This is a genomic window from Streptomyces sp. NPDC012466 (assembly GCF_042955215.1).
Classification (GTDB): domain Bacteria; phylum Actinomycetota; class Actinomycetes; order Streptomycetales; family Streptomycetaceae; genus Streptomyces.
This window is the reverse complement of the sequence record NZ_JBIBEQ010000002.1, coordinates 821,101-839,108: the sequence shown is the minus strand read 5'-3', so window position 1 is coordinate 839,108 and position 18,008 is coordinate 821,101. Positions and strand designations below refer to the sequence as shown.

The 18,008-nt window shown below is 72.7% G+C and carries 16 protein-coding genes; 9 read left to right on the top strand and 7 right to left on the bottom strand.

What is annotated here, in order from left to right; translation table 11 throughout:
• Window positions 1–17: 17 nt before the first annotated feature.
• Genes ACFY9E_RS11315 through ACFY9E_RS11300 form a run of 4 tightly spaced genes read right to left on the bottom strand, consistent with a single transcriptional unit; the run spans window position 18 to window position 4,987 of the window.
• Window positions 18–1,352, bottom strand: coding sequence for an AAA domain-containing protein (locus ACFY9E_RS11315; RefSeq protein WP_390981613.1), 1,335 nt, complete (start codon window positions 1,350–1,352; stop codon window positions 18–20).
• Window positions 1,349–2,941, bottom strand: coding sequence for a hypothetical protein (locus tag ACFY9E_RS11310; RefSeq protein ID WP_390981611.1), 1,593 nt, complete (start codon window positions 2,939–2,941; stop codon window positions 1,349–1,351). Before ACFY9E_RS11310 ends, ACFY9E_RS11315 begins: the two co-directional genes overlap by 4 nt.
• The gene (locus ACFY9E_RS11305) at window positions 2,932–4,086 is read right to left on the bottom strand and encodes a hypothetical protein (RefSeq protein WP_390981609.1); all 1,155 of its coding nucleotides are present in this window, start codon (window positions 4,084–4,086) and stop codon (window positions 2,932–2,934) included. Before ACFY9E_RS11305 ends, ACFY9E_RS11310 begins: the two co-directional genes overlap by 10 nt.
• Entirely contained in the window at window positions 4,037–4,987 is a 951-nt protein-coding gene (locus ACFY9E_RS11300; RefSeq protein WP_390981607.1) for a phosphatase PAP2 family protein, read from the bottom strand. Before ACFY9E_RS11300 ends, ACFY9E_RS11305 begins: the two co-directional genes overlap by 50 nt.
• A gap of 187 nt (window positions 4,988–5,174) precedes the next feature.
• Between ACFY9E_RS11300 and ACFY9E_RS11295 the strand changes: the two genes are divergently transcribed.
• On the top strand, window positions 5,175–5,768 hold the full coding sequence (locus ACFY9E_RS11295) for a histidine phosphatase family protein (protein WP_390981605.1): 594 nt from the start codon (window positions 5,175–5,177) through the stop codon (window positions 5,766–5,768).
• Between the two features lie 19 nt (window positions 5,769–5,787).
• Here the strand turns inward: ACFY9E_RS11295 and ACFY9E_RS11290 are convergent, their stop codons facing one another.
• Complete coding sequence (locus tag ACFY9E_RS11290; protein ID WP_390981603.1) at window positions 5,788–7,239, bottom strand: hypothetical protein; 1,452 nt, start codon at window positions 7,237–7,239, stop codon at window positions 5,788–5,790.
• A 299-nt stretch (window positions 7,240–7,538) separates the two neighbouring features.
• Between ACFY9E_RS11290 and ACFY9E_RS11285 the strand changes: the two genes are divergently transcribed.
• Window positions 7,539–7,946, top strand: a complete 408-nt coding sequence (locus tag ACFY9E_RS11285; RefSeq protein WP_390981601.1) for a hypothetical protein — start codon at window positions 7,539–7,541, stop codon at window positions 7,944–7,946.
• A gap of 67 nt (window positions 7,947–8,013) precedes the next feature.
• Window positions 8,014–8,883 carry a fused MFS/spermidine synthase gene (locus ACFY9E_RS11280; protein WP_390981599.1) on the top strand — a complete coding sequence of 290 codons (870 nt, stop codon included), beginning with the start codon at window positions 8,014–8,016 and terminating at the stop codon, window positions 8,881–8,883.
• Window positions 8,884–8,923: 40 nt separating this feature from the next.
• On the opposite strand, the gene ACFY9E_RS11275 is transcribed toward ACFY9E_RS11280, so the two are convergent.
• Complete coding sequence (locus ACFY9E_RS11275) at window positions 8,924–9,454, bottom strand: hypothetical protein (RefSeq protein WP_390981597.1); 531 nt, start codon at window positions 9,452–9,454, stop codon at window positions 8,924–8,926.
• A 131-nt stretch (window positions 9,455–9,585) separates the two neighbouring features.
• Here ACFY9E_RS11275 and ACFY9E_RS11270 point away from each other — a divergent pair, with 131 nt between their 5' ends.
• From ACFY9E_RS11270 to ACFY9E_RS11245, 6 genes are all read left to right on the top strand, one after another.
• Window positions 9,586–10,290 carry a response regulator gene (locus tag ACFY9E_RS11270; protein WP_390981595.1) on the top strand — a complete coding sequence of 235 codons (705 nt, stop codon included), beginning with the start codon at window positions 9,586–9,588 and terminating at the stop codon, window positions 10,288–10,290.
• Complete coding sequence (locus ACFY9E_RS11265; protein WP_390981593.1) at window positions 10,287–11,684, top strand: ATP-binding protein; 1,398 nt, start codon at window positions 10,287–10,289, stop codon at window positions 11,682–11,684. Before ACFY9E_RS11270 ends, ACFY9E_RS11265 begins: the two co-directional genes overlap by 4 nt.
• A 183-nt stretch (window positions 11,685–11,867) precedes the next feature.
• Window positions 11,868–13,181 carry an extracellular solute-binding protein gene (locus tag ACFY9E_RS11260; protein ID WP_390981591.1) on the top strand — a complete coding sequence of 438 codons (1,314 nt, stop codon included), beginning with the start codon at window positions 11,868–11,870 and terminating at the stop codon, window positions 13,179–13,181.
• 33 nt (window positions 13,182–13,214) lie between these two features.
• The gene (locus ACFY9E_RS11255; protein WP_390981585.1) at window positions 13,215–14,198 is read left to right on the top strand and encodes an ABC transporter permease subunit; all 984 of its coding nucleotides are present in this window, start codon (window positions 13,215–13,217) and stop codon (window positions 14,196–14,198) included.
• Window positions 14,195–15,136, top strand: coding sequence for an ABC transporter permease subunit (locus tag ACFY9E_RS11250; RefSeq protein ID WP_390981583.1), 942 nt, complete (start codon window positions 14,195–14,197; stop codon window positions 15,134–15,136). Before ACFY9E_RS11255 ends, ACFY9E_RS11250 begins: the two co-directional genes overlap by 4 nt.
• A gap of 25 nt (window positions 15,137–15,161) precedes the next feature.
• Complete coding sequence (locus ACFY9E_RS11245; protein WP_390981581.1) at window positions 15,162–16,478, top strand: alpha-galactosidase; 1,317 nt, start codon at window positions 15,162–15,164, stop codon at window positions 16,476–16,478.
• Between the two features lie 56 nt (window positions 16,479–16,534).
• Here the strand turns inward: ACFY9E_RS11245 and ACFY9E_RS11240 are convergent, their stop codons facing one another.
• Complete coding sequence (locus ACFY9E_RS11240) at window positions 16,535–17,971, bottom strand: GH1 family beta-glucosidase (RefSeq protein WP_390981579.1); 1,437 nt, start codon at window positions 17,969–17,971, stop codon at window positions 16,535–16,537.
• Window positions 17,972–18,008: the final 37 nt, after the last annotated feature.

The following is an 18,008-nucleotide window of genomic DNA, read 5'->3' as shown; positions in this document are numbered from 1 at the left end:
GTGCTCGCGGGCGCCGGTCACGGGCGCCACACCACGCGGTGCTCCGCCAGATGCGCGAGCACCGCGTGATTGGCCTCCCAGCCGTCCGGGAACTTCACCACCGTCCCCAGCTGCACCGGCTCCGTCGACGGATAGTCGTCCAGCAGGTCGGTCACCCCCGCTCGGCAGACCACGATGCAGGCGTGCCGGTGGCGGGAGGCCAGGACACAGAGGCGGCCGGTTTCCAGGTGGAAGGCCGTGGCGTCGGGACGGCCGGACAGGGGGTGGAGGACCACCGTCACGTCGTACTCGCGGCCCTGCAGCCGGTTGGCCGTGTCCACGACCACGTCGGTGACGCCGAGGCCGGCCAGGGCCGCGCGGACCGCCGCCGCCTGGTCCCGGTGGGCCGTGCCGACGGCGATCCGGTCGGCGGTCAGCGCGGAGGGAACGGGAGAGCGCTCGGAGGTCGCCGCGCCCGCCCGGTCCAGCAGGCGCCGTACGACCGCGGCCACCGCCCGCACCGCCTCCGGGTCCGTGCGCGGGGTGTGCCGGGCGGGCAGTTCCAGCAGGCCCCAGCCCGACCCGGCCGCCTCGTCGATCACCCGGTCGGGGCCCGAGCCGTCCGACGGCACCCCGAAGGCCAGGGTCCGGTCCCCGTGGCCGGTGCCGCTGCGGAACGGCGTGTAGGGGTAGAACGCGTCCGAGACCAGGGGCGCCGCGGAGGCCGGGAGCCGCCAGGAGACCGGCAGCCGGTGCTGTGGAAGGTCCGGGTTGTGCGCCAGCAGGGTCGTCACCGCCGAGGCCGACGGGTCGTACGTCAGGCCCGCCCACTGTTCGCTGCCCACGATCGCGAACGGATCCAGCTGCCCCGGGTCGCCCACGAACAGCGCCCGCTCGAACAGCCCGGCCACCGCGAGCAGCGCGTCCGAGCGCATCTGGTAGGCCTCGTCGACGATCGCGTGCCGCCACGGTTCGTCGACCTTCACATGCGCCCACTTCGCGGCGGTCGAGATCACCACGGCCAGTCCGGCGAGGTCGGCCGCCTTGGCCGACTTGCGCACGCTCGGCAGCTCGTCGAGCGCCTTGTCGTACGGGTCCGAGTCGCTGCTGTGCAGCCGGCCCACCGGCAGCTCGGGGTTCTTCTCGGCGAGCCGCAGGACCAGGTCGTCGACCTGAGCGTTGGTTTGCGCGACCACCATCAACGGGTGGCCCGCCTCGGCCAGTTCCAGGGCCGCGCGGACCACCAGCGTGGACTTGCCCGCGCCCGGCGGGGAGTCCACGACGACACCGCGCGCGGTGCCCCGCAGCGTGTCGCGCAGGATCGCGTCGGTCGCCTGCGCCGCGGCGGCCGAGGGGTCGAACACCGTGGTCACAGCACATCCTCCTCGGTCGCCGGGTCGGCGGCCTCCAGGGTCGCCTCACCGGGCGGCCCGCCGTGCGTCCACGGCGTCTGGTCCGGGTCGGGCAGCTTCGCGCCGCCCCGCTGCTCGTGCTCGAAGAGCGTGAAGCACACCCGGTCGCCCTTCTCCGGCACCGAACCCGGTTCGGGCTCCTTGCCGCGGCCCATCTTGTCGAGGACCCGCAGCACCACGTACGCGCCGTCCTCCTCGGCCGCGACGAACTCCGCCGACTGCGGCTTCCCGCCCAGCGACCGGTACACCTTCGTCCGCTCGCCCAGATGCGGCCGGTCGTCCGTGCGGACCGTGACCAGGGGGCGCGGGCTGGGGCGCTTGCCCTCGCTGTACGCCATGACGACGTCGGTGACCTCACCCGCGAACGCCTCCCCGGACAGCCGGCGGCCCGCCATCACCAGCGGGTCGTCGAGGGCCTCCTGCGCCTCCAGCCGGGCCTGTTCGCGCTCGCGCGTGGCGAGCTTGTTCGCCGCGGTGACGGCGTCGTCGCGGCGTGGCTGCGGGGGCTCGCCGGCCAGGACGCGGTCGCGGTGGCCGGTGAACGACCAGCGGTCGCGGGTCCACCGCTCCTCGACCCGCGTCCCCTCGGGCAGCTCCCGCAGCAGGTCGAGGCCGCGCCAGACCGCGTCCCAGGTGGGGCGGGTGCGGCTGAGCACCAGGTCGCGGATCTCCCGCTCGGCGGCGGTCAGCGCCCCGAGCCGGTCGTCGGCCTCCAGGCCGTCCCCGGCGGCGGCGAGGGCGGTGCGGGCACGGTCGTAGCGCTCGATGGCCGGGGCGAGCAACTTGTTGTCGAACGCCGGGTCGGTGGCCGGGCCGGCCGGCGGGCAGATCAGCTGGCCCCGCGCGTCCCTCTCCAGCTCGGCGCGCAGCGCGGCCTCCGCGCCGGTGACGCCCTCCGGCGGGTCGATCCAGGCGAGCAGCGCCCCCAGGTGCTGGTCCTCCAGGGAGGACTGTCCGGTCACCCAGTGCCGGCCCAGCACGTCGGTCATCGCCAGCAGCAGCGAGGAGCCGGGCACCCGGGCCCGCTCCCCGAAGTGCGTCAGCCACCGCCCGAGCAGCGGCACCCGGGGCGGCGCCGGATAGGGGGCCTGCGGATCCTGCTCCGCCGTACGCCGGAACCGCATCGAGCGCCCGAGCAGCCGCACGAGGTCGATGCCCGCGCGGCTCGGCACGATCAGCTGGGGCGCGTCGGCGCACAGGTCGACCTCGACCTTGACGCGCTTGCCGGTCTCCGGGTCGGTCTCGGTGCGCTCGGCGGCCTCCACGGCCTCGGCGTACGCGTCGACGTAGGGCAGCACGATGTCGGCCAGCTCGGCCAGGAACGCGAACCTGAGGTCGCGGTCGCGGGGCTGCGGGACGGCCAGCAGGCGCGGCGCCTCCCGGTCGGTGCCCACCAGCGCGCCGAGCGGGGCACCGGCCTCACCGGCGGTGGTCAGCGGCACGAACACCAGGGGGCGCTCGCCGAGATGCCGGTGCCGGACGGTGGCGGCGGGCTGGGCACGGCCGGTGCTGACGGCTTCCAGGCGGGCCAGGGTGGAGATCAGCGACACGCCGCCTCCAGCGCCTCGGCGCGCAGCGCGGCCGCCCGCCGCAGGGCCGCCACGGCCGGGTCGTCGGGATCGCCCGCCTCGCCGCGCGCGGCCGCGAGGACGTCCTCCACGGTCGTCAGACCGCCCAGCTCCGCCCGGACCGGACGCCCGAGCGTGGTCACCGCGCCCTCTCGGCGGGACCGGGCCCGGCAGTGGAAGGCCAGCTCGCACGCGGACAGGCACTCGGGCGCGTAGGCCGCCGGGACCGACTCCACGGCCGCCGACAAGTCCTCCGCGGGAAGCTCGGGCGAGAAGCAGGTGCCCTCGGGGAGCGCGTCGGCGATCTCCTCGATACGGGTCAGCCGGGCCAGCTGGCGGGCCGTCACCGCCCGCTGCTTGCGGATGTCGACGGCGGACGCGGCCGGCAGGTTGGAGAAGTCCCGCGGGCAGACCAGCAGGATCCGGTGCCGCACGCGCGGGGCCGGGGCCCCGTCCGGGGCGCGCCCCTCCCGCTCCGCGCCGAGACGCGCCGCGACCTCCTCCAGGGCCAGCACGTACACCGCCGCCTGCCGGGCCGCCGCCCCGACCTTCGCCGGGTCCGCCGAACCGTCCAGCAGCGGGAACGACTTGATCTCCACCACCGTCCAGCTGCCGTCCGGATGCACCACCACCGCGTCGGGCTCCAGGAAGGCGGGGGAACCCGCCACGTCCAGCGCGAGCATCGGATGGTCGAGCAGCGTCCACGCGCCCGGGTGCGCGGCGGCCTCCCGCAGCTCCAGCTCCGTACGGGCCGTGCGCCCCTGGGGGCCGGTCGCCGTCAGGTCGGGCACGCGCGCCTGTGCGGGCGGCTCGGCGGACCGGTCGAGCTTCTCGTGCACCAGCCGCAGCAGCTCCGCGCCGCCGTCGGCCTTGACCTTCGCCTCGAAGGCGTTGCCTCTGGTGAGCGCGAACTGGGACTGCCCGAAGGCGGACGGCGAGCCCAGGGCGCTCGCCAGCGCCGCCTTGTTCACCCCGGCCCCGTCGAGGATCGCGCGCCGCGCACAACCGGGGTTGGCGGCCAGGGCGGCCAGGGCGCGCGCGTCCAGCGCCTTCGCGGGTACGTCGGGGCCGCGCAGCTCAGCGAGCCGGTGCCGGAGCGCCGTCCCCCGCGTCCTTGGGAGAGGCACCCGGCTCGGCTCCCGCTCCGACCGACTCGCGCTGCCGTGGAATTCGCTCACCCGCGGAAGTCTGGCATCCGGCACTGACAATCGAGGAACCCGCGGCGGAAGAGTCCGCCGCGACCGGTGCGGCAGACGGCACGAACCGTGCCTTGACCCGGTCCGCGGTGCGCATCACGAGGGGGGCCAGCAGCAGCCCGACGCCCATGACGGCCACGCCCGCGACCGCGTCGAGGAAGTAGTGGTTGGCGGTGCCCATGACCACGATCGTGGTGATCAGGGGGTAGCCGACACCGGCCGCCTTCGTCAGGCGCGTCCCGCCGTGACGCCACAGCATCACCCCGCACCACAGGGCCCAGCCCACGTGCAGACTCGGCATGGCCGCGTACTGGTTGGTCATGTCCCCCATGCCGCGCGGCGCGCTCGCCGCGCCGCCCCACCAGCCGTACGAGCTGTACTGCGCCATCGTGTCCACGAAGCCGTGGTTCGCGTCGAGGAGCCGGGGCGGGCAGGTCGGCAGCAGCGTGAAGCCGATCAGGCCGATGAGGGTGGACGTCATCAGCCAGGTGCGCGCGGCCCGGTAGCGCACGGCGTGGGAGCGGAAGAGCCACACCAGGACGGCCGGTGTGACCAGGTAGTGCAGCGAGGCGTACCAGAAGTCGGCGGGTATGCCGATCCACGCCTCGCGTGTGAAGAGGCGGTTGAGCGGGTGCTCGAAGTTGAGATACAGCGCCTTCTCGAAGCGCAGGATCGTCAGACCGTGGTCGACCGCGCCGGAGACGTCACCGCGGGCGAGGAGCCGGCCGGCCGAATAGCACGCGTACACCAGCAGGATCAGCGGCAGCTCGGTCCACCAGCGCAGCCTGGGCGCGGGGGCCGCCTCGGTGCCCGGTGTCTCGGTGTGCGGCATCCGATCGTCCTCCCCCTTCAATCTCACGCGTAGCCCGGTCGGCCGTGCCACTTTACGGTGTGCGCGCCCGTCACGGGGGGCGCCTCCGGACCTCAAAGACGCGGAGATCGCCCCCCGGGTTGCCCGCGGCGGGCGTGCGCGATGATGGAGGGGTTCCCCTTGCGTTCCTCTTCCGGAAAGGTGCCTCATGGCCGCGCGCATCCTGCTGGCCCGCCACGGACAGACCGAGTGGTCCCTGTCCGGCAAGCACACGGGCAGGACCGACGTGCCGCTCCTGGAGGAGGGCCGGCGCGGCGCCAAGCTGCTCGGCGAGCGCCTGCACCGGGCGCCCTACGAGGGCCTGGCCGGGGTCGAGGTGCGCACCAGCCCGCTGGCACGCGCGCGTGAGACCTGCGAGCTGGCCGGCTTCGGCGAGCGCGCCCGGACCTGGGACGTGCTGCTGGAATGGGACTACGGGGCGTACGAGGGCATGACCCCCGCGGACATCCAGGCCGTCCGGCCCGGCTGGCTGATTTGGCGCGACGGCGTCCCGGACGGGGAGTCGCTCGCCGAGGTCACCGCCCGGGCCGACGAGGTGGTCTCCTGGGCACGCTCCGAGGACCGCGACGTCCTGGTCTTCGCCCACGGGCACATCCTGCGCTCCATCGGGGCGCGGTGGCTCGGCCTCCCGGTCGACTTCGCGGCCCGGATACGGCTGAACCCGACGTCGCTGTCCGTGCTGGGCTGGGCCTACGGGGAGCCGGCGATCGAGAGCTGGAACGACCTGGGGCACCTCGCCTAGGGCGTGCCCGCGACGCCCTCTAGGTCATCCGCGGGGCCGAGGCGTGCCTCTCCAGGAACGCCGACACCCCGGACGCCCTGCGATGCGGCAGCAGGACCCGCGCCGTGGCCGCCAGCATGGTCTGCACGCGGGACGACTGGACCTCCTCCAGCAGATCCAGCACCCGCATCCCCGCCACCGCGGCCTCGTCCGGCCGGCCTCCGCGCGCGAGGTCGTCCGCCAGCTCCGCCGTGTACAGGGCGATGTTCCGGGTGAAGTGCGGATCCTGGAGCTCGGCCGCCCGCCGTGCGTGCCGGGCCGCCCGGGGCCAGTCGCCGAGCGTGGACCAGCACTGCGCCTCCAGACCCTCCAGTTCGGCCTCCCCGTAGAAGCTCATCCACTCGGGGTCGGCGTCCGCGGGGCCCCGTTCGAAGAAGGCCTGCGCCCGGGCCAGCGCCTGCTCGCAGCCCACCCGGTCGGCGAGCCCCGCCCAGCCGCCCGCCTCGCGCAGGGCGAGCAGCGACATGAGCCGGGCCGAGCCCACCGGCCGGGCCACGCGCTGCGCGGCCTGGGCGGCCCGGACCGCCTCGCGCGGCCGGCCCGCGTCGCGTGCGAGGAACGCCGTGTTGCAGAAGGCGTGCGCCTCCAGGCCCGGGTCGCCGGTCATCCGGGCGGTCGCCAGCGCCTCCGCGTAGTGGGAGCGGGCGTCGTCGAAGCGCCCCGAGTCGTGGGCCAGCCAGCCCACGGAGATGGCCAGTTCACCGGCGCCCGAATAGAGCCGGTCCGCGGTCGTCTGCCGGGTCGCGCCGGCGTCCAGCAGGGCGTAGGCGGCCCGCAGCGGGGCGGCAGCGCGGCGGTAGAGACCGTCGGCCCCGTGCCGGTCGTCCAGCAGCCGGATCCGGCGGACGGCTTCTTCCAGGGCGCCCGCGTCACTCGCCCCGGCGCGGTGCACGGGGCGCTGCGCCGCCGTCGCGTCGAGGGCGAGGCCGACAGGCCCCAGTGAGGCGGCGGCCACGGTGGCTCCTCCGCCGGTCATGAACGCGCGACGTAGCACGTCGCTCTCCTCGTAGGTGTCGTGCGGGTGGTGCGGGTCGTACGGGTTCTGCGTTTCATACGGTTTGCACGCTCCGCTGGTCTCACTCGTGGCGTTCGCCGGGTTCGCGGTGCGCGTCAGGGGCGCGTCCTCGGTGTCGCGCGCCCGGCGTCCGCGTACCGACGAGCGGGGCGCGAACCCGAGATCGGTGAGCGTGCGGCCTGGGAACATGTGCAGGAACACCCGTTCGTACGCGTAGTTGGGGCAGCGGATCTCGCCCGCCTCCACCCGGCCGATGTACCGCGCGTCACAGCTGACCTGCTCGCCGATCTCGAGTCCGGCCCGGCGGATCGCCGCGGCGAACTCGGCCGGTGAGCGCTGTCCGCGCAGTCGCCGGAAGACGAGGTTCGGCCGTGCCGGTCGATCGGGTGGAGACGAGGTCAGTGGTGACGACGCCATGGCCGGGTCCTCTCGTGCGAACCGTCGAACCATGCCGGATTCGAGGCGAACTGCTGTGAGTTGTCCCACATGGTCTGCCCCGTGTCCGGCGGGCAAGAACGTACCTGCTGTGATGGAGCCACCACGCTGGGTTTGGCTACAAACCGGATATCTCATCCGTGATCTGCCATGAAGTGCCATCCTTTGCGGCTGACTTCCGCCGTAGCCGTTGACGGTCTGCCGCGTTGAACTCTGCGGACCGGGAGGCCCCCGACTCCCGACCGCTCGTCCAAGCAGGGGTTTTCGTGGTGGAGGCCGGGATGAAGACCAGCCGGATCAACGATCCTCGTCCGCAACCGGGCAGACCGCCGGGCGCACCGGCCGTCGGCTGCGATGTGGTGACGGTGCCGGCGCGGCAGGGGCTGGAGGCGGTCGACATCCTGCGGCGCGGGCCGGGCGACGCCGTGGGACCCGTACTGCACGACGACGGCGGTGACACCCTCGGCTTCCTGGTCCCGCCGGGGACGGCAGCCGCGTGGGACGTGCCGGGGAGCACCTGCACCGAGACCGACGGACGCGGACCGACCCTGACGCCCGAGCCCCCCGTGGAGGGTTCGGACTGGCTGCTGCCGCCCGGCGAGGCCGACCTCGCGACGGACCCCGCGGTGCTGCGCGAGGCCCTGGGGGAGGCGGCCCGGATGATCAGGGCGGCGGACAGCTGCCGCTGAGGCCTCCTCCGATGCCGGGCCGCCGGAGCGTGCGCCGCGCTCGGCGGCCCACCCCGATAATGACCCCATGGGAAAGTCCAGGGGCGGCCGGCGCAGACAGGCCGAAGCGGAGGCCGTCGTCGAGAGCGTCGACGGCGGGCTCGCCGAGCTCGTCCCCGACCGCGAGCGGGCCCGGGCCTGGACCCTGGTGATCGACGGGGCCCCGCAGTCGCACGTCGACCTGGACGATCCGTCCTACCTGTCCTTCGAGTACCAGCGCCGCCTCGGGCACGTGATCGACCTCGCCGCCCCGCCCGGCCGGCCCGTGCACGCCGTGCACCTCGGCGGCGGCGCGCTCACCCTCGCCCGCTACGTCGCCGCCACGCGGCCCCGCTCCACCCAGCAGGTCGTCGAACGGGACGGCGCCCTCGTCCAGTTGGTCCGCCGCGCCCTGCCGCTGGACCCGAACGCGCGCATCCGGGTGCGGTCCGCCGACGCCCGCGAGGGCCTCGCCAAGGTGCCGGACGGCTGGGCCGACCTCGTCATCACCGACGTGTTCAGCGGGGCGCGGACACCGGCACACCTGACCTCCACCGAGTTCCTCGACGACGTGCGCAGGGCCCTCAAGCCCGGCGGTGTCCACGCCGCCAACCTCGCCGACGGACCGCCGCTCGCCCACCTGCGCGGCCAGATCGCCACCGCCGCCGCCCGCTTCGAGCAGCTCGCGCTGGTCGCGGACGCGGCGATGCTGCGCGGCAAGCGCTTCGGCAACGCCGTCCTGGTCGCCTCCGACCGTCCGCTGCCGGTCGCCGAGCTGACCCGCCTGGCCGCCTCCGACCCGCACCCCGCCCGCGTCGAGCACGGCAGGACGCTCACCGACTTCACCGGCGGGGCCGCGCCCGTCACGGACCTCGCGGCGGTGGCGTCGCCGGTCCCGCCCCCGTCGGTGTTCGGATGACCGGGTACGGCACTCGGGGGCCGATGACCGCCCGCGGCGGTCAGTAGGTCCCGATCTCCACCCGGGGCGGCCCGTCGTGCCAGGTGCAGAACACCGACACCCGGTCCGCGCCCGAGGCGAACTCCACGCGGATCCACGACTCCGTCTTCCACACCTGCATCGACCAGCCCGCCCCGGGCGTCGCCGAGACGAGCGTGGCAGAGGCCTTCCCCAGGTCGAAGACCGCCCGCCCGCCGTCGGTGTCATAACTCCTGACCCGGCTGGTGGAGCCGGGGGCGGTGCTCGGCGAGGGCGAGGGCGACGGCGAGGACGTGGGGGCGGGGCTCGGTTTCGCGGACGTGGACGGCGGAGGCGTGCTCGGCTCCCGCCGCTTCGGCGAAGGCGTCCGTTCCGGAACGGTGGCCGGCGCCTTCGGCTCCCGCGTGGACGCGTCGGCGGCCTTGACGGGCAGGGCGCGCGGCGGATCGTAGGCCGTCCCCGCCATCACGGTGTGGACTCCCCACCACGACAGCGTGACCGCCGCGCCCGTGGCGAGCAGCCAGGCCAGTACGTGTACGAGTCCTCTGCGCATCGCGGGCCATACTGCCGCACGGGCCCCACGCGTTGTCCACAATCGGCCTCGTACGGGGGCCGGTTGTCCCCGGGCGGGGAGTTGTCCACAGGCCCGCACCCGGCTGTTCGAGATGGCGTACGGTGCGGCGCATGGCAAGTGTGCTCGTGGTCGAGGACGACCAGTTCGTACGTTCGGCGCTGATCCGGCACCTGACCGACGCCGCGCACACCGTGCGCAGTGTGGGGACGGCACTGGAGGCGCTGCGCGAGGTCGCCCATTTCCGCTTCGACGTGGTGATCCTGGACCTCGGACTGCCCGATCTCGACGGGTCCGAGGCACTGAAGATGCTGCGCGGGATCACGGACGTGCCGGTGATCGTGGCCACGGCCCGGGACGACGAGACGGAGATCGTCCGGCTGCTGAACGCCGGGGCGGACGACTACCTGACCAAGCCGTTCTCCGTCGAGCACCTGTCGGCCCGCATGGCGGCCGTGCTGCGCCGCGCCCGCTCCGGCGCCGGGGACGGGGAGCCGTCCCCCGTGATCCGGGTCGGCGGCCTGACCGTCGACCCACTGCGCCGCCGGGCCGAGCTGGACGGCGCGCGGCTCGACCTCACCCGCCGCGAGTTCGACCTGCTCGCCTTCCTGGCCCGCCGGCCCGGCGTCGTCGTGCCCCGCAAGGAGCTGCTCGCCGAGGTGTGGCAGCAGTCGTACGGCGACGACCAGACCATCGACGTCCATCTCTCCTGGCTGCGCAGGAAGCTGGGCGAGACGGCGGCCAGTCCGCGTTATCTGCACACCCTCCGGGGCGTCGGAGTGAAGCTCGAACCACCGGGGGCGGGGGCGCCGCGATGAGATGGGCCCTGGTCAAGGTGTCGCTGGCGGTGACCACCATGGTCGTGGTCGCCTTCGCGGTTCCGCTCGGACTCGTCATCCGCGAGATGGCCCGCGACCGCGCGTTCTCGGGCGCCGAGCGGGAGGCCGCGGCCGTCGCCCCCGCCCTGTCCATCACCACCGACCGCGACCAGCTCGAACGGGTCGTCGCCTCCGCCGGCTCCGACGCCGGGATGGCCGTGCACCTCCCCGCGGGCGACGGCCAGGAGGCCCTCGAACTCGGGCGGCGCCGCGCCGCCGACGAGGACATCGCGGCCGTACGGAAGCTGGGCCGGGCCTCCACCACCGGCGTCCCCGGCGGCTCGGCGCTGCTCCAGCCGGTCGCGCTCAGCACCGGCAAGATCGCGGTCGTCGAGGTGTACGTGCCGGAGTCCGAGGTCACCAACGGCGTGGGCACGGCCTGGGCGGTGCTGGCCGGGGTCGGGGTGGCGCTGATCCTCGGCTCGGTCGCGGTCGCCGACCGGCTGGGCGTCCGCATGGTCCGCCCCGCGCAGCGCCTCGCCGAAGGCGCGCACGACCTGGGGGAGGGCCGCCTGGGCGCCCGCGTGCCCGAGGAGGGCCCGACCGAGCTGCGGCTCGCGGCGGTCGCGTTCAACTCGATGGCCGACCAGGTCGTCCAGCTCCTGGCGAACGAGCGGGAGCTGGCGGCCGACCTGTCCCACCGGCTGCGGACGCCCCTGACCGTGCTGCGGCTCAACACCGCCTCGCTCGGCGGGGGACCGGCCGCCGACCAGACCCGGACCGCCGTCGAGCAGCTGGAGCGCGAGGTCGACACCATCATCCGTACGGCGCGGGAGGCCAAGCCGCAGACGACCGCGGCCGGTCCGGGCGCGGGATGTGACGCGGCCGAGGTGGTCCGGGAGCGGATGGCGTTCTGGTCCGCGCTCGCGGAGGACGAGGGCCGCAAGTGGCGGGTGGCCGGGGCCGACCGGCCGGTGCGCATACCCGTGGCCCGCGCCGATCTGGCCGCCGCGCTCGACGCGCTGCTCGGCAACGTCTTCCGGCACACCGCGGAGGGCACCGCCTTCGCGGTCGACGTGCACAACAGCGAGGACGCGGTGATCGTCCTCGTCTCCGACGCGGGCCCCGGCATACCCGACCCCGAGACGGCGATGGCGCGGGGCCGCGGCTCCGGGACCGACGGCTCGACCGGACTCGGCCTGGACATCGTGCGCCGGCTCGCGGAGTCCACCGGCGGAGACGTACGGATCGGCTCCTCGGTGCTCGGCGGCACCGAGGTGCGGATCTGGATCCAGCTGGACGGCCGCGCCCCCGCGGGCCGAGGGCACCGTCAGATGCGGCGTCGCCGCCCCGGCAGGCTCACTGCCGTATACAGCCGTTCCCGGTCCCACTGACCGCTCTCGTGAGGGCCTTCACGTGTCGGTCACGTTTCGACAAATGAAGGGAACGGCTCTTGACGCATGACCGGACATGGGGCTGTCATTGCGCCACCGTGTTCGGTCAAGTTGATTTCTGGTCGATTGCGACTGGAATCACGCCACACCCTCGTGGCCGAACCCTGCCTTCAGGAGCCGTTCATGCACGACCTCTCTTCCTCCGGTTTCTCCCTCCCCGCACCCAGCCGCCGCACCCTGCTGCGCGGAGTGGGCGGTGCGGCTCTGCTCGGCGCCGGCATACCCCTGCTGAGCGCCTGCGGCGGCAGCGGTTCGTCCGCCGACCCGAAGACGGTCAGCCTCGGCTCCAACTCGTCGGACGCCGTGCCGAAGAAGGCGTTCGCCGAGATCTACGCCGCCTTCACCAAGAAGTCCGGCATCAAGGTCGACGTGAACACCAAGGACCACAACACCTTCCAGGAGCAGATCAACTCCTATCTGCAGGGCACGCCCGACGACGTGTTCACCTGGTTCGCCGGCTACCGCATGCAGTTCTTCGCCTCGAAGAAGCTGGCCACGCCGATCGACGACGTGTGGCAGAAGATCGGCGGCAACTTCCCCGAGGCGATGCACAAGCTCAGCAAGGGCGAGGACGGCAAGTACTACTTCGTGCCGCTGTACACGTACCCGTGGGCGGTGTTCTACCGCAAGAGCGTCTTCGCCCAGCACGGCTACAAGGTCCCCACCACCTGGGACGACTTCGTCGCCCTGTGCAAGCGGATGCAGAAGGACGGGCTGGTCCCGATCGCCTTCGGCGACAAGGACGCCTGGCCCGCGATGGGGACATTCGACCAGATCAACTTCCGCACCAACGGCTACGACTTCCACGTCGAGCTGATGGCCGGCAAGGCCTCCTGGACCGACCCCAAGGTGCGCAAGGTCTTCGACCACTGGACGGAGATCCTGCCCTACCACCAGGAGGGCGCGGTCGGCCGCACCTGGCAGGACGCGGCGCAGACACTGGTGGCCAAGAAGGCCGGCATGTACCTCCTGGGCACCTTCGTCGGCCAGCAGTTCACCGACAAGGCCGACCTGGACGACCTGGACTTCTTCGCCTTCCCGGAGATCGACCCGCAGTTCGGGCAGGACACCGTCGAGGCGCCGACCGACGGCTTCATGCTCTCCAAGGCGCCGAAGAACCGCGCGGGCGCCGTCAAGCTCCTGGAGTACCTGGGCACGCCCGAGGCCGAGCAGATCTACCTCAAGGCCGACTCCAGCGTGGTGGCCGCCTCCACCAAGGCCGACACCTCCTCCTACACCGCGCTGCAGAAGAAGTCCTACGAGATGATCTCCGGCGCGAAGAGCCTGACGCAGTTCATGGACCGCGACTCCCGCCCGGACTTCACCTCCACGGTGATGCAGCCCGCGCTGCAGAACTTCGTCCGCAACCCGAAGAACATCGACAGCATCCTCTCGTCGATCGAACGACAGAAGAAGACGATCTTCGCCTCCTCCTGACCGGAAACGGAGACTCGACGACTCGGATCTGACATGACTGCCACCCCCGCGAAGGCTCCGGAGCCGGCCACCCCGCCGGCTCCGGAGCCCGGCCCCACGTCCCCGCCCGCCAAGACGCCCCACGGGCACCGGCGCCTGCTCACCCGCCGCGACCGCATCACGCTCGGCCTGATGGCGGGCGTGCCGACGATCCTGCACGTCGCCCTGGTGTGGCTGACGGCGCTGGCCTCGATCGCGCTGGCCTTCACCACCTGGAACGGCATCGGCTTCGACTCCATCCAGTGGGTCGGGCTGCAGAACTTCAAGGAACTGTTCACCAGCAACCCGCAGTTCTGGCCCGCCGTCGAGCACAACGTCATCTGGTTCGTGGTGCTCATCCTGCTGCCCACGCCCTTCGGCCTGTTCCTCGCCGTGCAGCTGGACAAGAAGATCCGCTTCAGCCGCGTGTACCAGACCGCGTTCTTCCTGCCGGTGGTGATGTCGCTGGCGGTCATCGGATTCGTGTGGCAGCTGATCTACAACCCCGACACGGGCCTGATCAACAGCCTGATCGGCGCCAACAAGCCCGGCCACTACATCGACTGGATCGGCGACCCGGACCTCAACCTGTGGGCCGTGCTCGTCGCCGCCTCCTGGCGGCACGCCGGCTACATGATGATCCTGTACCTGGCCGGCCTGAAGAGCGTCGACCCCGCCCTGCGCGAGGCCTCCGCGCTGGACGGCGCGAGCGAGTGGCAGACGTTCAAGAACGTCATCTTCCCGACCCTGCGCCCGACCAACACCGTCGTCCTGGTCGTCACGATCATCGAGGCCTTGCGCGCCTTCGACCTGGTCTTCGTCTTCAACAAGGGCGCCCAGGGCACCGAACTGCTGTCGATCCTGGTCACCAACAACATCATCGGCGAGTCCAGCCGCATCGGGTACGGCTCCGCGATCGCCGTCGTCCTGCTGGTGATCTCCCTCGCGGTGATCATCCCGTACCTGATCGCCACCTTCCGGAAGGAGCGGCGCGCATGAGCTCCCACCCGTCGCCCACCGCCACCCTGAACGTGGCGCTTCGCGCCGCCCCTTTGAACTCTGGCGCCCCGCGCAAGCAGCGCGCCCCGATCCGCCCCGCCCGGGTCCTGCTGCACACCTTCCTCGTCGTCACCGCGCTGGCCTGGCTCGCGCCGCTGCTGTGGGCGCTGCTCGCGGCGATGCGCCCGTACGCGGAGACCAGCACCAAGGGCTACGTGTCCTGGCCCGACAAGCTCACCTTCGACAACTTCACAGGCGCCTTCCAGCAGTCGGAGATGCTGCACTACTTCGGCAACACCCTGCTCATCGCGGTCCCGGCCGTGCTGCTGACACTGCTGCTGTCGTCGATGGTCGCCTTCTACGTCAGCCGCTTCGACTTCCGCCTCAACCTGTTCCTGCTGCTGGTGTTCACGGCCGGCAACCTGCTGCCCCAGCAGGTGATCATCACCCCGCTGTACCGGCTCTACCTGCTGATCGACCTGCCCGGCATCACCATGAGCGGCAAGCTCTACGACTCCGCGCTCGGCCTGGTGCTCATCCACGTGGCGTTCCAGTCCGGCTTCTGCGCGTTCGTGCTGAGCAACTACATGCGCTCCCTGCCCCACGAGCTCACCGAGGCCGCCCTCGTCGACGGCGCCTCCGTCTGGCGGCTGTACTGGCAGGTCGTGCTGCCGCTGTGCAAGCCCGCGATGGCCGCCCTCGCCACCCTGCTCTCCATCTGGATCTACAACGACTTCTTCTGGGCCATCGTGCTGATCTCCACCGGCGAGAACATGCCGATCACCTCGGCCCTGAACAACCTCTCCGGCCAGTACTTCACCGACCCCAACCTGGTCGCCGCCGGCGCCCTGCTCACCGCCATCCCCACCCTGATCGTCTACTTCGCCCTCCAGCGCCAGTTCGTCAGCGGCCTCACCCTCGGCGCCAACAAGGGCTGACGCCCACGTTCCGAAAGAGAACCCCGTGCACCACCCCTTCACCCCGGTCGCCTCCGTGCCGGTCGATCCCCGCAGGGCGCGCGTCCACGAGGAGGGCTGGCAGTCCTGGAGCCCCAGCGGCGCCTACGCCCTGCACGCGATGCCCCACCGGCCGACCGACGCCAACTGGGCCACGGTCTGTTACCGCCCCGGCGTCACCGTCCCCGCCGGCACCTTCCAGGGCGAGGGCCTGCTGGCCCTCGACCCCGGCGACGGCTCACCGGTCCGGCTCTGGGCGGCGGCCGAACCGACGCGAGAAGTGCCGTCGATCCGGCTGGCCCGCGGGGACGGGCGGATCGCCGAGATCAGTGCCGACGGGCCGGTGAAGGAGTGGACGGGCACAGACCTCCAGTCGGTCCTGGGCGACTGGGCCGAAGGCCTCGGTCTGGACGCCCCCCGCCCGGCACCGACCGTCTGGTGCTCCTGGTACGAGTACTTCACGGCCGTCACCGAGGACGACATCCACGAGAACCTCCGCGCCATGGACACCCTCGACCTGCCCGTCGACGTCGTCCAGATCGACGACGGCTACCAGCGGGCCCTCGGCGACTGGCTCACCCTCTCCGGCCGCTTCCGCTCCCGCGCCGGCATCGCCGAGAAGATCCGCTCCCGCGGCCGCCGCGCCGGCATCTGGACGGCGCCGTTCCTCGTCGACCCGGCGAGCGAACTGGCCGCCGGGCACCCCGACTGGCTGGTGCGCGACACCACCGGCGGCTTCGCGCACGCCGGCCGCAACTGGGGCCACGACCTGCGCGTCCTGGACACCACCCACCCGGACGCGGCGGCGTACCTCACCGAGGTCTTCACGACCCTGCGCGCGGAGGGCTACGACTACTTCAAGACCGACTTCCTCTACGCGGGCGCCCTGGACGGTGTACGCCACGCGGACGTCGACGCCCTCACGGCCTACCGCAGCGGCATCGAGCTGATCCGCGCGGCGATCGGGCAGGACGCGTACCTGCTGGGCTGCGGCGCGCCCGTCCTGCCTTCCCTCGGCCTGTTCGACGCGATGCGCGTCAGCCCCGACACGGCTCCCCACCGCCGTCCCGAGGCCGGTGACTACAGCCAGCCCGGCCAGGACCCCGCCGAGTTCACGGGAGCGGCCCGCCAGTGGCAGCACAACCGCCTCTGGATCAACGACCCGGACTGCCTGATGGCCCGCCCGGCGGTCGAGACGCGCGAACGGTGGGCGGCCCATGTGGAGGCCACCGGGGGCCTGATGGCCTCGAGCGACCGGTTGCTGTCCCTGGACGGGTGGGGCGTGGAGACGACCCGCCGGCTCCTGTCGAGCACTCCCCACTGAGACGGAGCGGGGCGCGGCACTCCCCTAAGCGCGCCGCGCCCCCCATCCCCCGTCGGTCAGACCGCCTCCACCTCGGGCAGCGACCCGGTCCGCGCCGCCCGGCCGTACCACAGGGCGCTCGTCTTCGGCGTGCGCTCCAGCGTCGCGTAGTCCACGTAGACCGCGCCGAAGCGCTTGCCGTAGCCGTACGACCACTCGAAGTTGTCCATCAGCGACCACAGGTAGTAGCCGCGGACGTCCGCGCCGTCGGCGATCGCCCGGCGCACGGCCGACAGGTGGCCGTGCAGGTAGGCGACACGCTCCGGGTCGTGCACCCGGCCGTCGGAGTCGATCTTGTCGTCGTAGGCCGCGCCGTTCTCCGTGATGTAGAGCGGCAGGCCCGGCGCCTCCCGGGTGTAGCGCATGATCAGCTCGTGCAGTCCGGTCGGGTCGATCGTCCAGCCCATCTCCGTACGGTCGCCGGGCGTCTGGTGGAAGGCGACGTCGTCGGCGGCCGGCCACGGCGAGTGGTCGCTCGACCCGTGGCCGTCGGCGCGCGGCGCCTTCGCCGACGCGTCCGCGGCCGAGACCAGGGCGGGCGTGTAGTAGTTGAGACCCAGCGCGTCCAGCGGCTGGTTGATCAGCTCCAGGTCGCCGTCGAGGACGTAGTCCCAGTCCGTCAGGCCCGCCGTCGCCACGTACAGCGACTCCGGGTAGGCGCCGTGCAGCATCGGTCCGTGGAACACGCCGTTGGCCAGGTCGTCGATCCTGCGGGCCGCCGCCAGATCCGCCGGGTTCTGCGAAAGGGGCCGCACCACCGAGGAGTTGAGGCTGATCGCGACCGTGTTGCGGGCCGGCATCACCGACCGCAGCGCGGACGCGCCCAGCCCGTGCGCGAGGTTCAGATGGTGCGCGGCACGCAGCGAGGCCGCCGGGTCCGTACGGCCCGGGGCGTGCACTCCGGAGGCATAGCCCAGGAACGCGCTGCACCACGGCTCGTTGAGCGTGATCCACTGCTCCACCCGGTCGCCCAGCGCCTCGCCGACGATCTGCGCGTACTCCGCGAACCGGTACGCCGTGTCGCGCTCGGGCCAGCCGCCCGCGTCCTCCAGCTCCTGCGGCAGGTCCCAGTGGTAGAGGGTGACGGCCGGCTTGATGCCCTTGGACAGCAGCTCGTCCACCAGCCGGCGGTAGAAGTCCAGGCCCTTCTGCACGGCCGGGCCCCGGCCGGTCGGCTGCACCCGCGACCACGAGACGGAGAAGCGGTAGGCACCCAGGCCCAGCTCCGCCATCAGCGCCACGTCCTCGCGGTAGCGGTGATAGTGGTCGACAGCGATGTCACCGGTCTCACCACCGGCCGTCTTGCCCGGCGTGTGGCTGAAGGTGTCCCAGATCGACGGCGTCCGGCCGTCCTCCCGTACCGCACCCTCGATCTGGTACGCGGACGTCGCCGCGCCCCACAGGAAGGCGGGCGGGAAGGACACCGCGGTGGCCGGGTTCTCGGAGTCAGGCATGGAAGCGCTCCCAAGGGGGTCGTGTGGACCGACGAGT

Excerpts from the sequence above, each read along its gene's own strand:
- ACFY9E_RS11300 (WP_390981607.1), bottom strand. The coding sequence starts at position 4,987 with ATGCCGCACACCGAGACACCGGGCACCGAGGCGGCCCCCGCGCCCAGG.
- ACFY9E_RS11260 (WP_390981591.1), top strand. The coding sequence starts at position 11,868 with ATGCACGACCTCTCTTCCTCCGGTTTCTCCCTCCCCGCACCCAGCCGC.
- ACFY9E_RS11285 (WP_390981601.1), top strand. The coding sequence starts at position 7,539 with ATGAAGACCAGCCGGATCAACGATCCTCGTCCGCAACCGGGCAGACCG.
- ACFY9E_RS11270 (WP_390981595.1), top strand. The coding sequence starts at position 9,586 with ATGGCAAGTGTGCTCGTGGTCGAGGACGACCAGTTCGTACGTTCGGCG.
- ACFY9E_RS11290 (WP_390981603.1), bottom strand. The coding sequence starts at position 7,239 with ATGGCGTCGTCACCACTGACCTCGTCTCCACCCGATCGACCGGCACGG.
- ACFY9E_RS11280 (WP_390981599.1), top strand. The coding sequence starts at position 8,014 with ATGGGAAAGTCCAGGGGCGGCCGGCGCAGACAGGCCGAAGCGGAGGCC.
- ACFY9E_RS11240 (WP_390981579.1), bottom strand. The coding sequence starts at position 17,971 with ATGCCTGACTCCGAGAACCCGGCCACCGCGGTGTCCTTCCCGCCCGCC.
- ACFY9E_RS11250 (WP_390981583.1), top strand. The coding sequence starts at position 14,195 with ATGAGCTCCCACCCGTCGCCCACCGCCACCCTGAACGTGGCGCTTCGC.
- ACFY9E_RS11275 (WP_390981597.1), bottom strand. The coding sequence starts at position 9,454 with ATGCGCAGAGGACTCGTACACGTACTGGCCTGGCTGCTCGCCACGGGC.
- ACFY9E_RS11265 (WP_390981593.1), top strand. The coding sequence starts at position 10,287 with ATGAGATGGGCCCTGGTCAAGGTGTCGCTGGCGGTGACCACCATGGTC.
- ACFY9E_RS11295 (WP_390981605.1), top strand. The coding sequence starts at position 5,175 with ATGGCCGCGCGCATCCTGCTGGCCCGCCACGGACAGACCGAGTGGTCC.
- ACFY9E_RS11255 (WP_390981585.1), top strand. The coding sequence starts at position 13,215 with ATGACTGCCACCCCCGCGAAGGCTCCGGAGCCGGCCACCCCGCCGGCT.